The 15,752-nt window shown below is 36.2% G+C and carries 12 protein-coding genes; all 12 read right to left on the minus strand.

The features are described from left to right. Positions 1 to 404 precede the first annotated feature (404 nt). On the minus strand, positions 405 to 1,733 hold the full coding sequence (locus tag AC3B6D_RS08600) for a T7SS effector LXG polymorphic toxin (protein WP_489775438.1): 1,329 nt from the start codon (positions 1,731 to 1,733) through the stop codon (positions 405 to 407). Between the two features lie 2 nt (positions 1,734 to 1,735). Beyond that, positions 1,736 to 2,014 (minus strand): TIGR04197 family type VII secretion effector, encoded by a 279-nt coding sequence (locus AC3B6D_RS08605; RefSeq protein ID WP_489757885.1) that lies wholly within the window; start codon positions 2,012 to 2,014, stop codon positions 1,736 to 1,738. A 15-nt stretch (positions 2,015 to 2,029) separates the two neighbouring features. Then, on the minus strand, positions 2,030 to 2,338 hold the full coding sequence (locus AC3B6D_RS08610) for a YwqH-like family protein (RefSeq protein WP_489757884.1): 309 nt from the start codon (positions 2,336 to 2,338) through the stop codon (positions 2,030 to 2,032). Continuing rightward, positions 2,338 to 3,762 (minus strand): MucBP domain-containing protein, encoded by a 1,425-nt coding sequence (locus AC3B6D_RS08615; RefSeq protein WP_489775439.1) that lies wholly within the window; start codon positions 3,760 to 3,762, stop codon positions 2,338 to 2,340. Before AC3B6D_RS08615 ends, AC3B6D_RS08610 begins: the two co-directional genes overlap by 1 nt. Before the next feature lie 12 nt (positions 3,763 to 3,774). Continuing rightward, entirely contained in the window at positions 3,775 to 4,461 is a 687-nt protein-coding gene (locus AC3B6D_RS08620; protein ID WP_489769727.1) for a class A sortase, read from the minus strand. 14 nt (positions 4,462 to 4,475) lie between these two features. Next, positions 4,476 to 8,867 carry a type VII secretion protein EssC gene (essC, locus tag AC3B6D_RS08625; RefSeq protein ID WP_489775440.1) on the minus strand — a complete coding sequence of 1,464 codons (4,392 nt, stop codon included), beginning with the start codon at positions 8,865 to 8,867 and terminating at the stop codon, positions 4,476 to 4,478. 5 nt (positions 8,868 to 8,872) lie between these two features. Further along, positions 8,873 to 10,036: a type VII secretion protein EssB gene (essB, locus tag AC3B6D_RS08630; protein ID WP_489775303.1), complete on the minus strand. Its 1,164-nt coding sequence runs from the start codon at positions 10,034 to 10,036 to the stop codon at positions 8,873 to 8,875. Positions 10,037 to 10,050: 14 nt separating this feature from the next. Beyond that, entirely contained in the window at positions 10,051 to 10,302 is a 252-nt protein-coding gene (locus AC3B6D_RS08635) for an EsaB/YukD family protein (protein ID WP_489775302.1), read from the minus strand. Beyond that, positions 10,299 to 10,817, minus strand: a complete 519-nt coding sequence (locus tag AC3B6D_RS08640; protein WP_489775301.1) for a hypothetical protein — start codon at positions 10,815 to 10,817, stop codon at positions 10,299 to 10,301. The genes AC3B6D_RS08635 and AC3B6D_RS08640 overlap by 4 nt, the downstream gene beginning before the upstream one ends. Further along, positions 10,795 to 13,779, minus strand: a complete 2,985-nt coding sequence (gene esaA, locus AC3B6D_RS08645) for a type VII secretion protein EsaA (protein WP_489775300.1) — start codon at positions 13,777 to 13,779, stop codon at positions 10,795 to 10,797. The genes AC3B6D_RS08640 and esaA overlap by 23 nt, the downstream gene beginning before the upstream one ends. A 144-nt stretch (positions 13,780 to 13,923) precedes the next feature. Beyond that, the gene (locus AC3B6D_RS08650; protein ID WP_489757876.1) at positions 13,924 to 14,214 is read right to left on the minus strand and encodes a WXG100 family type VII secretion target; all 291 of its coding nucleotides are present in this window, start codon (positions 14,212 to 14,214) and stop codon (positions 13,924 to 13,926) included. A gap of 407 nt (positions 14,215 to 14,621) precedes the next feature. Then, positions 14,622 to 15,524 (minus strand): DUF4097 family beta strand repeat-containing protein, encoded by a 903-nt coding sequence (locus AC3B6D_RS08655; RefSeq protein ID WP_489775298.1) that lies wholly within the window; start codon positions 15,522 to 15,524, stop codon positions 14,622 to 14,624. Positions 15,525 to 15,752: the final 228 nt, after the last annotated feature.

A 15,752-nucleotide genomic window follows, 5' to 3' on the forward strand; every position in this document is an offset into this window, starting at 1 on the left:
CAAAAAATATCGTCGTATGTCAAAAATAATATAAGTTACAATAATAATTGATATTATAAAAAATATGGATAGTATAACTGCACTTTCTGAAATTCGTTTTAATATTATATTTTTATATAAAAAAGACCTAAAAAGCACTAAAGAAGATATTATAAATTGAAAAATTAAGAATATTGATATAGGCTTTATCAAAAATGTTTTGTTTAAATGACTTAATATAAAAAAAACCAGTTCTATAACATAGAGTATTAAAAATCCCAAAAAAGTATTTATGTTTTTCCTTTTTCTGCCATATATTTTATTTTTTGATTCATTTAACAAACTGTTAATTTCGAACTTAACTATTTTATGGCTCTGATTAAAAGATAAATTAAATATTTTCATAGCATATACACCTTATAACTCTAAAAAGAGAACTGCCTATTTATTTTAGAAACATCTTTACCATATTTTCTCTCTATTTTATAAATGTTATTTTTAGTCTTATCTATAATTGTAGGATTTCTAAATTTTTTATACAAAATAAACCCTCCAAATAATGAACCAACTGTTACAGATGCTAATACTATTTCTGGCGTAAGACTAACAAATGCTCCAACTGCAGCAACTGTTAACAATGCCCCTTTAACTGGTCCAGTATCAAAAATAGTATCAATCGCTCCATCACTAATAGCTCGTCCTAAATCATGGTGCTTTTGATCAGCATAATCTGCTCCAGTATTTAATATCCAATCCCAACCTAAAGCTTTCTTCGTCGCATATTCGGTAATTCCGGTTTTTTTGATAGCTTTAAAACTTCCTAGTGCCGTTTTACCAAGATGTCCCAGCCTGCCATTGATGACGTCTGGAACATATCTATTAAATTTATTAAAGTATCCCGTTCCCTTTTTAACCCCTTGCCAAAACTGATTTAATATCGTTAGTTCGCGTCCACTAGCGGAAATAGTCGCTGCTACTACCACCTTTCTAATTTCCTTAACTAATTTAGGACTCTCACTAATGGCAGTCATCATCTCTTTAGATTCCAAAATTGCTGTCAGAGCTTTTTTAGGATCAGCTTTTGCTAACATCTTGATCCGTTTGTAGTCATCACTATTAACCACACCCTTAAGATTTTCGATCAACTTATTAATCAAGCGTTGTTCCTTTTGACTCTTGACTGTGTCAATACTTTTAATTTCCGATCCCAATTTCACAGTTTGTTGATTCAGGCCTTGCATCGTTGCTGTTGGGCGACGACTATTAAATTGCTGCAATTTCTCCACCGTTTTGTTAGCTGAGCGCACCATCTTTTTGACATCGTTCACAGGATCATTACTGAGACGCCGCAAGCTTACAATATCCGCAACAGAACTAATCGCTCGGTTACACTCTTCAAGCGCATCTTCTAGCGGTGCTTGGCTCGCTTTGAACTTAGTTGCAATTGCTTTGATGTAATTGGAATCTAACACCGCATCTGGACTGGAGTCCACTTCACTAGCAAACACTTGAATTAAACGTTGATACTGTTGCTGTAATTCCGTTAAGTCATTAACTAAATTATGATTTAAGGTTTGATGAGTTTTATTGGCATAATTGGCCATCGCACGCTTGGCTTGACCGGAAAAACCTGGTGTTTGTGGTACAGCCGTCATCTTCGTACTGACTGTAACCAAACTACTCTGCAGCGCCTGTCCTTTACGATCCAGCACTTGCTTATTATCAATCACCTCTTTGATACGGATTTTGACCATAATTAACGACCTCCCAGATCTTGTGCTAACTTCTGATCTTGTTTAACTAATTGTGCTTCTGTTTTTTTAAATTGTGCCACATCATTATTAACCACACTACAATACTTTTTAATCAGACTATCCATTTTATTACTTAATGTTAGCATCTGCATAAACGGTGCAGCATTAGTCTGGGAAAAGTGCTGTAACTTTAAATTCTTTTGTCCTAAATCAGTTGCCGCTCCCCGAGCCTCAGTCACCCTTTGTTCAAAAGCATTAATCTTAATTGCTATCTTTACCATTAACTTATCTCCTCATCAATTAACCGCTGCTAGCCGCGCACATTCTGCTTGTAATTCCTGAATTTTGTCATCAATTATGCTCATATTTTGTTGAAAAACATTATAATCGTGCCGACTACTTTGTTGAAATTGATCATAGTCATTAGCTAATTTATTTTTTCGCTCACCACGCCATTCGCTATTAGAAATAGACGTATAACCTGTTGTAATTTTATCAATGTTGGCTTTTAACTTAGTTTGGCCTTTTTGCAAATTGATTTTCGCTTTTTGTAATTTAGCAATCTTCATCTGTAATGCTCGAATTGCCACCGCATTTTTTCCCATTATTGAAACCCCCTCACTCTTTTCCAAACCAATCTTCCAATGACACTTGTCATCAATAAGATTCCTAAGATTAATAACCCCGTTGTTTGTTCATGCAAATCTGCAGTTTGCGGCAACGTTGCACTGTCTCCCTTAGTTGCCGAGTCGTTACTAGTCGGATCTATCGCGCCATTTGACTTGGGCGGTAGTTGTGTACCGCCGCCACCAGAATCATTGGTTCCACCATTATTTAAATTTTCAGTCGGTTGACTGGTTGAGCTCGAATTGGCATGGTCTGTAGTATTGGACTGATTAGTGTTAGCATCATTCTTACCTGAATCACTATCAGCATTATTATTAGAACCTGCTTTGTAATAAAGTGTTACTGTTTGTTTGTTGTTAGTAAAAGTCCCATTGTCTGCACCAACAATACGCTCAAACGAGTAACCGTTAATTTTCAAACGCTCAATTGTGTAGGTCTCACCCACATTGCCCCGTAAAATGACGTTATTAGCAATTTCTTCATTGGTTTTTTCATCTAAATACCGCACTGTTACATCTTGACCGGTTACTTGTTGATCTTTCTTATAAATAAAAGTAATTGTTTGAGGCTCTTTAGTATATGTGCCGGAAGTTTGCCCCTCAGCATGGTCGTAAATGTAGCCTGGGATATCTTTTTGGGACACAGTATAAGCATCACCAATTTTGCCAGCCATGACCAAGTCACTGGCTACACTCAGAGTAGAGTTTTCAATCAAATAGCGAACCGTTAACTTCCCTGTAGTCATTTTTCCCTTGTAAACCAAAGTTACAGTTTGGGGACTAGCGGTAAATTGCCCCGTTAAATTACCATCTGCTTTGACATATTCATAATTGTTCACCGCATAATTGTGCGGATCCACACTGTAATTACTACCCACATTGCCCGTAATTGTCACTGCATTCTGAATAGATTCACCCGCCTCATCCACAAATTGAACATTAACCGCACCAGTATCCGCTACTTGGTTTTGATTATCGTTAACTGCACTATCTTTGGACCGGTAACTAAAATATACATACTGGGGCTCTTTAGCATACGTGCCGTTCACATTACCCGTCACATCTTTTAATTTCATATCATGAAATGTTTTTTCTTCAGCATAATAGGGAGCCCCAACTTGACCTTTTAAGGTAACACTGTCCATTGTTTGTCCAGTATCAAAGTTAATATATAAAACTGTCACACTTCCCATTTCCACGGGATCAGCCAACGGTCCACCAGCAGTTGGCTGCGTTTCAGTAATGGTTTTTTGTTTTACATAACTTTTTTGTAACTGCTGTAAGTTATCTGCTCGCGTGTTATTCAAGTTAAAAGTTTCAGCTTGAACACTAGTCCAACTGCTAAATACTGCTCCCATCAATAAAGTGAATAGCAAAAATATGGTCGTCAGTTTAATTTTCATATCAAATCTCCCCTAAATCCCTAATTTGCGCAATTTTGCTGCTGTAACTGTGTAAGTTCCCAACAAATCGCCTTGGACCACAGTCCGCAAATTACTAGTCGTCAAATTTTCACACGTTATCAGTGTAATTTGTGGTGCTACTAGCTGATCATCAATCAAGTCCACCCGTCGATTCGAAACACCGGTTAAAACCCTAGTTACTTGATATTTGTAAATCAATTTTAAATCTGTTAGATAAACCTTATTCCCGACTTTGACACGATGTAAATTATGAAAAATGGTTTGATTGTGCATATAGTGACCAGCCAAAGCGTAGTTTCCTGCTCCCATCACCTGCTTCGGCTTCATAGTGGCTACACCGTAAAGCAAGTTATCACCACGCGATCCGTAGCCTTTAAAAATTCGATTTTTCATTTGGACTGCAGGAATCGCCATGTAACCAATCGGCTGCACTGAATTATTCCACGCTCGTAATAAGTCTTGCGCCTTAATGGCATGAACTTCTTGTGGATCAAAATTAGCCTTTTGATGTTGATTATGCACAATTTTTTGCCGCGTCAGCATTTGATCTTGTTTTAAGTAGTGCGCCATCAACCAATCATGTCCTGGTGGACTACTAATTACGCCATAGCCAATTAAGCCTAAACTACAGATCATGATTAACCCAGACAAGAGCGCTTTTATTGTTTGCTTTTTCATAATTAACACTTCCTTTATTTGGGTATGCGAATTTTCTTATAAGATCGTCTTTTGAAGTAATAGCCCTCGTCATCCTTCAGATAATCTTCATTAGAGATATATTTAAAACTAACTAAATCTTGATCTGTTAAGCGCGTTCCCAGAATGCCAACTTTAATTTCCGCTTTTAAGGTTCGGGTTAACTCATCAAAACTACTGGTTAAATAACTAAGATAAGTATTAATGACAATGTGTAAGCCATTGGCTTGCCCCTGATGCAATAAATACAATAACTTAATCTGATTTTGTTCAGCGATGTTAACAATTTCTTCAAAATCGGCGAAATAAATTAAATATTCTTGCATTGTGTGCTCTGAACGAATGATTGCTTCCATTTGATGTAAAACCGCAACAATCTCAGACTCTGATTGTTGATTATCAATAATTATTGTGGCACAATGCTCGCTTTGGGCTAATTGCTGTCTAACTAAATTGTCATACAGATGTTGCTGTTCTTCGGTATCGTTTAAAATCACAAAATATTTATCTTGATCAAAATCAAAGACCACTGGCTTGGTTGTTGCTATATCTAAACCTAACGCTAACTGTCGCTGACTGGTCGTTGCCATCATCTGGAAGCGTGCCAAAGTTAATTCTTCAGGAATCATAGGAATCTTATCAGGCCGTTTTCCTTGCCAACTGGCCTGCATTTGTTGTGCTAATTGTTTGACCTTTTCCAAGATTTCCAAAGAACTGCTACCTTTAGCTGGGAGCAAAGTTTGAAATAAGCGCACAGTATCTAACTTCATCAATCCTCGCCCCGGTTGATCATCAACAACCAGCTGCGAACGACCCACAATATCAGTAGTTTCATTCCGGTCAAATAAGAACAATGAGATTTGCGTTTTAATATTAGCCAATAATTGCATTCTCAAAGCTGCTTGGCGATTAGCAGTAATTATTAGATAAATCCCGACGTTAGCTCCCTCGCGAGTAATCTTGTCCAAAAGATAATTAAACTGCTCACTCCAAGCCACTTCTTTCGCTGAATCCATTGCGTCAACCACAATTGCAATAATCGGCAATTGCTCGGAAGTTGTTGTAAGATATTGTTCTAAACTGGCAACACCTACTAAACTCAATAATTGCTTGCGGTGATTCAATTCCTGCTCAATAATCTCTTGAAATTTTAAAATCTTTTCTGTTTCATCAATTCGAATCCAATCAGCCACCTGTGGTAAATCGCGCAAAGGTAACAGGCCATTGGTTCCAAAATCTAGTAAATAAACATTCAACAGCTCGGGCGAATTTTGTTGGCATAAACTCAAGATTAAAGTTTGAACGAATGTACTTTTCCCATAACCAGGACTCCCAAAAATGGCTAAATGCTTGGCTTGCAGCATATCCAAAAGCAAAGGCCTTTGCGCTTGTTGGTCCGGATAATCAGTCATCGCAAGCGTTACTCGTAAATTAAATTGCGCCTGCGACCAATTCTGTTGATAATCAGTTTGAACATAATCTGGCAAAAATAATTGGGCTGCTAAAGGCGGTAACCACGGTTGGGGTAGCCGAGCAATATTTTGATCTTGCGCAAATTGTGCAATGTAATTGATCACTGCCGTCAATTCAGAAACCTTCGTTACTTGAGATTGCGTATCAAGATAGGTCAGACCACTTAAATCAACTGATAAGTTTTCATATTGGCCTAACTCATTAATTAAATAAAGCGGTGGCGCTGTGCGCTTTTTAGAAGCAGTTGGCTGATAATCTTGTCCACTATATGCACTTTGAAACAACTCATAAATCTCATTATTACCAACTTGCAGATAGGCACGCCCTGGTTCAACAATTGAAGCTGCATCCGGCGTATGCAAAATTTCATTGGAATCTGCTTGATCTTGAACCTTGAGCGCAATTTTAAAACGAGAATTACTCCAAATTTGTTCGTTAACCACCCCACTCGGCTTTTGCGTTGCAAGAATTAGATGGATGCCTAATGAACGCCCAATGCGCGCTGTTGAAACTAATTCCTGCATAAAATCGGGTTGTTCAGATTTTAATTCAGCAAATTCATCACTAATTAAAAATAAATGGGGCATAGCTTCTTCGGCAACGCCGTCATGATACAATTTTTGATACTCATTAATATGATTAACCTGATATTGGCCAAATAACTGTTGCCGCTTTTCTAGCTCAGCTTTGATTGACGCTAAAGCTCTTAAACTTTGACTACCATCTAAGTTTGTAATGGTCCCTAATAAGTGTGGTAATTCACTGAAAAGGTTCGCCATACCACCGCCCTTGTAATCAATCAACAAAAAGGCCACGTTGTCGGGATGAAAGTTAATTGCTAATGAAGCAATATACGATTGAATTAATTCGGATTTTCCTGAACCTGTCGTTCCGGCAATTAAACCGTGTGGACCATGTGCCCGTTCATGCAAATCCAATTTAACTAAATCATCTTTACCACGTAATCCTAACGGAACAGCTAAACTTTTATAGGGAAGATTGACTGACCAACGTTTTTGCAATTGTAATTCTGTCACGGTTTTAACATCGTACAATTCCAATAAACCCACAGATGTTGGTAAAGAATTTTTGAGACTTTCTTTATGGTCTAAGGCGGCTAAATGTCGCACGGTCGCCTCTAAATCAATTGTTTCCAGAGCGTCCGGAACCAATTTTTGAGAAGTTAGTTGACCGTTCTCAATCACAATTTCTGCCTGCTGACTATCATAATATTCGACCACTGTCTCAATATGTTCCGGTAAATCAGCCAATGTTTGCTTTACAAAGATCACTGCGACATCAAGTTCAGAAATATCGTGTGACAAATATTTCATAATACCATGATTAATAATCAATTCTTCATTTTGTACAATCAAAATGTAATACGGTGCGAAGCTAATTTTTTGATCTTTGTTTTCTTTTTCTTTCACAGCTTGTTCGCGCTCTTTTAATAGTTGCAATAAGGCCGTTAATATTTGGTCACGCGTTTGATCATCATCAACAAAATTTAACGTATTACTATCACTAGAACGAAAATGTTTTAACCATCGAAACTCTTGCCAAAAATCTTGTTGCTGACTATCAAAAATTGGAACGAACCGGACATCATGGTAACTTTGAAAGGCCGCAATTTGTAGCACCAAATTCTGCAAAGCCTGATTGACTTGGACTTGATCACCAATTAGTCCCACCCCTGCGGACAACAAACTAATTGCTAATGGCGAGTGTTCCACCTGAAGTGCCTGTTGATAAATCTTTTTTGCTTTGTCTAATAACGCATCATGCTTTAATTCTTGCGGCGAAAAATTAACTTGATATTGTCCGGTAAAATTACCTAACCCTAAACGGACCGTTAAAAAGTCCGTTTGAAATTTGTTTTTCTCATAAATCCGCGCACTATTACGCAAAATCAATTGACTAATCGTTTGCGGTGATGGTAAGTGATAAGTTAAGGCCGAGCGCGTTTGGTGCTTTTGTGATTGAATCTCCACAATTTTAGTTTGTAAATAATCATGATAATCTTGCACTCTTTGATTAGCTTTTTGCTTTTGTTCTTTTTTATCATTAAAGTAACTACTAATCGCAAAAGCAGTCGTTGTCAAACTCATCGCTCCCATCATAATCATGGTGGTCATGTTATGGCTAATTACTGCCATTACAACCGAAGCAGCAACCATTACCAACGGCGGCGTAATCGTTTTTAATAATTTATTTTTAGTAATTTCTGCGGGCATGGGTGGTGCATCTAAAGTTATTTTAGCTGTCGGTAAAGCACGGATCACCCGCGGTGAGCGATGATACTCTGGATAATCATCTGAATAACAGTGCTTTATTTGTTGCCGATAAAACAGGGTACTTTTGACAAATTGCTGCAACAAATCTTTCACGATTAACCAATTATCAGGCTGCAAAGTTATTTCTAACCCATCAATCGCCAGCACATCCCCATAAGTAAAATTAATTACTGTGGTTGTTATTAAACTATGATTTAAATAGACTGGCGTTTTAAAAGCGCCCATTACTTGAAACTGTTTGGCATCAGCTGTCTTTTGAATGAGAAAATCACAATTAATCGCTATTTGAATATCATTGAATGCGTTAGCTCCTAAACTTAAAGGCTGTCCCATGTTGAGCTGGTTAACATCAAAACTGAGTGGAATTAGTGTATCAGCCAAGATTAAAAGTTGGATATGTTGTTGAATTGTTATTACTTGTCCCAATTCTAATACTTGGTCAGCTAAGCAAAACTGAGAATCCGTATTAATCGTCAATTCAAGTGGTTGCTCTAGTTCTGGAACATAATAAGTATCATGATAATCAGTACTTAAAGTAAAATTATTTTGTTCAGTGGTATCTAATTTCAACACTGAGTAGCTCGTCTTTAACCAGATATATAATTGATAAATTTCAGCCATGTCTTCTATTCTTTCTGTAATTTTTTCGTATAAGCTTTAATTAGTTTCGAATATTTATTCAATAATCTCTGCTTCTTAGCACCGGTTAAATGCGGATTATTGTTCGCTTGTGAATATAATTTAGTATACGAAAACAAGATTAATTGCTGATCTCCTAAGTATTTGGCAGCATCCAATGACTGGTTAAAATTGCCTTGTCCATCATAAATCCAATATTTTAAATAGTTAGGATCAGAATTCATATTTAGTGATTTGTTAATATTAGCTTTTTGTTGATGATTGAGATTATCAACATGAACATAAGATTTGGCGAGCATTAATTGTTGAACTTTCGGCATTTGTTGAACTCTAATTTTGCTCAGGTGATTAATGGCCTGATCATAATCTTGCTGCAAATAAGAGCCCGTTCCTTCAGCTAAGGATTGTTTTTGCGGCACAACAACCATTAATAAATAAATCAGCGCTAAACCGACCAGTGTCGTGACCACTGATTCCAATAAAAATCCCCAGTGATAAAGATTAAATTGCTTTTTTGAGGCGACGACTAATTGCTTCTGTTCAACAGTCAAAGCTTGTTGATACAAAACTTGTAGCTGCTCTTTTAAAGTGGCAACGCTTTTGGCACGAATGATTTTCTGATACTTCAAACCAGCAAAACTCTTATCAGCCATTAAGCCTTTATACAAGCGATTAAATGTATACTTATTGGCTAACACCATCACGATAAAAGCTTTCAATTGCTTTAATAAATGAGCATGCGTTGATGGCGTCACAATACCTACCGCTCCACGGTGTAAAACTTTGGGTCGTAAGTTGACGTCAAAAAAAATATTATCAGGGTGCACTACGGGCACAATTCGTGAATTACGTAATTGCCAAAGCTCTAGTAAATTCAAACATAAGCGAATTTTATCAACTCGCGATAAGTCGCTAGCCAATTGTTGAAAATTGTGCCAATCAGCAGCCACCTGATATTGCAGTTGCCAAGCTTGATCTTGTGGCTTGATTATTAATGGTACTAATTGATCTTGCTTTAATCCTAAATAATCAATCAATTGAGCATCTTGAACACTATCAGCCGTTAATTCTTCGGTAATGCTTCCTGATTTTAAATAATTGAATTGATATTGATAGCCATCAATTTCAAATCCTTGTCTTTGCTTAGCCAATTGCTGCTCCTCCACTAAAAAATTTGTAAAATATCGCCGTCTGCTAAAGGAAAGTCTGCTAATAAATCTGTGTTAACCAACAATAAGCTTTTCGTCTGCGCTTTAATTACATTAAGTAATCTTGTATTGAGAGCAATTGCTCGTTGAGCTAAATCATCAATTAAGAGCGCAATTAGTTGATTGACTGTCAATTGTATGGGCAGTCTCAAATCTTGGACATAATGATTCGCAGCTGGGATCAAAATGGTGACGTTAATATATTTCATCGTTTAAAAAATCTCCTAATCATGCGTTTGTGCTTCCCTAACCAACAACCGATGCCAATAAAAAATAATGCCAGCATCATTAATAGAATGTATTTCAGTTTTCGCCATGAATTAGTCTGCTGATGACGTTTGGTATGAGCTGCCGAAATTGATTCTGGAACTTGAAAAAGTCGTCCTTTGGTGTGTTGAACTAATAAATCTGGTTTAGCAGGCCATTGGTTAGTAAATAATTGCCGTTGCGTTAATTGCGTATTTTGTGAAAAACGCTGTCTTCGTTGGCGTTGTTGTTGCTCAAAACTATCCTGCCGAAAAAAGAAATCATTCGCACTCAGCTTAGCACTAGCTGAACTTGCCTCACTGGTATCTTGATTGCTGTTTAAAATCGTATTATTAATTGTCATCTTGCCGTCATCCAAAGACCTTCGGGCTGCCAAAAGATCAATATTTTGGAAACTCCATCCGCCAATAAGGATGATTACAACTAATAACCAGCTAAGTTTCAATTTCTGTAACATATAATTTTTCCTTAAATAACCAATTAACCATTAAACAAACTAATAGCAACACACTAAAAATCAGAATGATCAGGACATTATCTGCTTGATTAGTAAAAACATTTGAGTAAATGTCTTCTATTTGTTGAAATGGCGAAGTATATTTCAAAAAGAAACCAACTCCAGGACTTTTGGTTAAATATTGACCCAATGCCGGCGTGTAAAAAATATATTCAATAAAGAAGAAAACAAAAATAAATTTACCGACTGACCGCAAAAATTTGAATAACGCGATGGCGGCTTCAATCACTGTCGCTTGAATCAAAGTTTCGATTATTAACCACAGTTGTGGATACAAAAGGTGGCGCAATAACGGGCGCGTCGTCCAGGCCACTAAGAAACTAATTCCTAAAACTAAAATCAAAGCATATTGTTGGTACAACCCCAAACCGGTTGTCGGTAATTCCCAATGGTCTGCTACTTTAAATGGTTTAAGTTGGCGATTGTGCTGATCATTACCGACAATCAGCAACGCCGCAAAACCACCAATAATAATGTTAGCTAGTGTTAAAAAATAAGGAAAAATTGAACTAAGATTGCGAATTGTCCCCGCATTTTGAAATTTTAACGGCTGAGCCAGATTGCCGTAAATTTTGCGAGCAGCATTATCATCATTTTTAGTATTACTCATTGACTGACCAAAATTGTGATTGTAGTCAGCATTAGTGGCCACAACTTGCTGCCAATTATTAAGGAGTACCTTCGCTTGTTGCAGTAATTTATTACCATGCTGGACAAATGCTTTAGAATCATTATCAATCGTCGCTGTGGCTTGCGCTTGGTTCGTCAAGTTTTGATCTAATTGTTGCGATTGATTCAGCATTTGTTGTAAAGAAGCTTGTAATTGAGAATTTGTTTGTTCGGCCTGTGTACTACTTTGTTGTGCCAATTTCATCAGTGGCGAAAAATCTAACGGTGCGGGGTCACTTAACAATTGTGTATTGAACTCAACGACCGGTGAAATCATGGTTTGATGTTGCCGGTAACTAGCTAATTGTTCCTGATATAACTTTTGAATCTTAACAACCAATTGTTGAAAATCCGCCTGCGCTTGGTGGTTTTGTTGTAATTGTTCCTCATACTGCGTTTGTAATTTAGTGATGGAATCTTCAGCACTATGCACGTTGATTAAAATGGCTAATAATTTTTGTTCTAAATTCGCATCAAACGTAGAAACAGTCTTTGCCGGTACTGCAGCTGTTGTCTTGGGCTCTAATTGTAGGCTATTGAACGTAGTGATGAATGTATAAGCCTGATTTAAAGTAATGATGAAGTCCAAATATGGTTGACTTAAATTGCCACTGTGATTCTGAACCAAGTTACTGAGTATTCCTTGCGTTAGTGCTGGAGCATCAATTGTCATGGCATAATTGACGGGTTGCTCAGTCAAAACTTGCGGATATAAAGTTAAGCTTTGTTGGTCGCCCAAATTATTAATAGCTAAACCTTGATCTTGAATAACTACTGGCAAATTATTTTCTTCCAACTGACGTGCTAGGTTATTGAGGTCAACTTGGGTACTGCTGATATTCAAAAAGACGCTTTGATGGGCTGGCAGATTTAACACTAGGGGTTGATTAGCTGGTGGTAAAGTTGCTTGTTGAAGCGCAACTTCTTGTCCTTGAAAGGAACCTGTTGTTTGAAAGTTATTGACAGCAGCCCACTCGACTTGTAATCTTTGAGTTTGCTCTCTCGTTAACTCACCGTCACGACTGATTTGTTGCAAAATTTGACTACTATTACTAGGTAGTTGCGTGATGGCTGTATTGATCATTGTTTGCAATTGCTGCCGCACAGAACTAACTTGTTCATCACCAACTACACTAGTGCCATCGGCGTTACCTACTGCATTGGATTGCAATGTTACTAAACATTGATTTAATTTATCCCGAGTTAACCCCAATTGTAGCTTTTGATTTTGTAATTCTTGAACCAGCGCAGCATCAGTCTCTGATAACCAAACAGGTGAATTCAATAAGTCACTAATTTGTTTTTGCATAGCTGGAGCTTGTAATTGATTCAAATTAAAATAGTCATCATTGATAATGGTTTGAAAAGCATCATATTGATTAGATACTAAATCTAAAAAGTGCTGATTATTAGCTTGAATTACAGAATTAGCTTGCGTATTAAGTTCATTTAATTGCTGATTAGCTTGACTTTGCAGCTCTTGAGCTTGGGTATTAATTTGTTGCAAGCCATTAATGCCTTGATTTTGCAATAAATTTTGTAATTGCTCAGCACCTGCATTATCCTTCGAATTGCTGACTGGATTATCGCTAGCATTGGGCTGCGTCTGACTATATTCTTTAATCAAAGCAGCCAAGGGATTATTCAGGTTACTTTTTAAATTACTACTCAACTGTTGTTCATTAATATTAACTACTTCTAGATGTCTTTGCGCTTGGTGCAAGTTAAACAAAATACTAGCTAGATACATTTCTGTAACTTTGTAATTGAGTTTATTTAAGATTTGATTATTCAATTGTGTAATCTTATTGCGTAAAGTAGGATTTTTATTTTCACGAATTTTATATAAAACCCGAATCTTTTTAAAATCAGCCGCTTGAAACTGGAGAATCTTATTAGAAAAATTAAATGGTAAAATCACAATCAAATCATACCGTCGATGCTTTAAGCCATTTTCAGCAACATCACGTGGAATGGAATACCACGAAATATCATGGTTGCGCGTTAATAGGTTGACAAAATCTCGGCCAAAATTATATTGTTTGCCATTAAATTGACCACCGTTATCTTCATTAACTAAGCCTACTTGCAATACTTTATTCGCATTCGGATCTTTGGTTTGCTTAGTTCTGAATGCAAATAAGGCAATCGTTAAAGTCACTAATATTATTAAAATAATCGCGACAATATTTTTATTGTTGGTTTGTATAAAATGTAATAGTCGTTTAATCAAAAACCTATCTTCCTGTACTATCATAGTTGAGTCATAGCTGGTTAAATTACTTAATAAACCAAGGTTATAAAGCTATGTACGGACTTTTATTACTTATGTAACGCCAAGAGCGATCCTTAATAAACCACTCTTGACTAAAACTAATTAACTCCAAGCTTGACCAATTTGATTATCAGCATCTTCCATTGCTTGCGCTGACTTATCCAACTGCGCCTTAATTTCTCTGAGGAGCTGTGAAAATTGTGTTACTTTTCCGGATAATTCTTGAAATTTCACATCATACTTTTCAAAAGCATTCCCCTTCCATTCAGCGCGAATTTGTTCCTGAGTACTCTTTAAATCACTCAATACGTTATCTACACTGTCCGCTCCACGTGTATAATGCGTTGCTTGTGATCTCAGTTCTTCTGGTGTAACGGCTATTTGTCCTGCCACAGTAATCCCTCCTAAATTTAAACCTCTCAAAAAAGAGATAAGCATATTATATCAATAATATTAAAATTTTCATTATTTTTTTAATATTATTTTAGTCAATTATTAATATAAAAAGAACAGATTGTTATACTTTAAGAAAAGGCAAAGTTGAATTCTATTTAAATTTTCGAATAATGTACTAACTACTAATTTTTATAGTCAAAATTAATAGATTAGCATTGATAGCTTGAGTTAATTACTGCTAAAAGAACTAAAAAATAATAATAACTATTTATTATTCAATAGAATGTTCAAACGTCAGCTTCAAAATTACAATACAAAAAAAGTGTTGCTGAAATCATTCACCAACACTTCAGATAATTCAAATATTTTAATAAAACTTCAAGCCACATTATTTCTAAAGCTAATTACTTAATTGTCCCCTTTGTAACTTTTATTTTTAGCACATTCTTTTTATTATGATTATTTTGCAGACGCTGGATCGTTTGGCGCTTGAAAAAACTAATGTTGAGTTTACCTGTTTTTACTAAATGGACATCAGAAGTTCCTTTATCTAAGTCTAAGGCTAATTCATCACCATGAAAAACATTCTGCCCGAGCAATTTAGTGTTCTTCAAAGTGACTTTCATCTTCAAATCTTCAAAATTAATATTAGATCCATTTAAAACAGCATCTTTGAACTTCAAATTTGTATCATCAAAGCCATCACTAATGGTAGTAACATTAGTTAAATGACACTGATCAAATTGGTATTGACCATCATCATCATCAAACGCTACATTATTGAGGTTACTATTTTGTACCTGATAACGACCACCTTCGTTATCAATCCTCAACCTTTGGGTGACCACCAGATTTTGCAAGTTGTACTGAGCATCAGAAGAATCTATCTTCAGTTGTTGAATGGACAAGTCATTGAGAGTCACCTGACCGTCGTCTAAACCAAGGTCTAACTTTTTGATAGCATCTTTGTTCGGTACCGTAATCGTAATCGTCGGTTTGGGTGAACTCAGCTTCACATGTTTGCGCACCCCATGATTTTTTTGTTCAATATACAAGTAATGATCTTGATTGCGAAAAGTTATAATATGATAGTTTGTCGGGAAATATGCCCGAAACTGTTTGCCTTGTTTGATATTGACATTGGCATCAACAATACCAATATGAACATGATCAAAGGGCTGATTACTTTGATATGTTTGCACATTAGCAGCTAAGGACGTTGCACAATTATTGTTTACGCCTATCAAGACAGCAAACAATAATAGCACAATTGATATTAAGTATTGAATATAATATTTTGACTTCATTAAAAATTTTCTCCCCAAATAATTCAAATGATAAACATAAAAAGGTTAAGGCAACAATAAAAGCGAATTAAGCATTATTTAATTGTTCCTTCTTCAACCTCAATTTTTAATCGGTTATCTTTGCTCTGATTATTCTTTAAATTCTTAATTAATTTTCGTTTTGGTGCATTGACTGTTAATATGTCATCGTCCATTAAGCGTACATCAGGATTAATCTTGCCCAAAGTT

The sequence above is a fragment of the Bombilactobacillus sp. ESL1097 genome (genome assembly GCF_058107205.1).

What these genes read in the sequence shown, in the direction of transcription:
- AC3B6D_RS08600 (WP_489775438.1), bottom strand. Translation starts at nt 1,733, where the DNA reads ATGGTCAAAATCCGTATCAAAGAGGTGATTGATAATAAGCAAGTGCTG.
- AC3B6D_RS08605 (WP_489757885.1), bottom strand. Translation starts at nt 2,014, where the DNA reads ATGGTAAAGATAGCAATTAAGATTAATGCTTTTGAACAAAGGGTGACT.
- AC3B6D_RS08610 (WP_489757884.1), bottom strand. Translation starts at nt 2,338, where the DNA reads ATGGGAAAAAATGCGGTGGCAATTCGAGCATTACAGATGAAGATTGCT.
- AC3B6D_RS08615 (WP_489775439.1), bottom strand. Translation starts at nt 3,762, where the DNA reads ATGAAAATTAAACTGACGACCATATTTTTGCTATTCACTTTATTGATG.
- AC3B6D_RS08620 (WP_489769727.1), bottom strand. Translation starts at nt 4,461, where the DNA reads ATGAAAAAGCAAACAATAAAAGCGCTCTTGTCTGGGTTAATCATGATC.
- essC (WP_489775440.1), bottom strand. Translation starts at nt 8,867, where the DNA reads ATGGCTGAAATTTATCAATTATATATCTGGTTAAAGACGAGCTACTCA.
- AC3B6D_RS08635 (WP_489775302.1), bottom strand. Translation starts at nt 10,302, where the DNA reads ATGAAATATATTAACGTCACCATTTTGATCCCAGCTGCGAATCATTAT.
- AC3B6D_RS08640 (WP_489775301.1), bottom strand. Translation starts at nt 10,817, where the DNA reads ATGTTACAGAAATTGAAACTTAGCTGGTTATTAGTTGTAATCATCCTT.
- AC3B6D_RS08655 (WP_489775298.1), bottom strand. Translation starts at nt 15,524, where the DNA reads ATGAAGTCAAAATATTATATTCAATACTTAATATCAATTGTGCTATTA.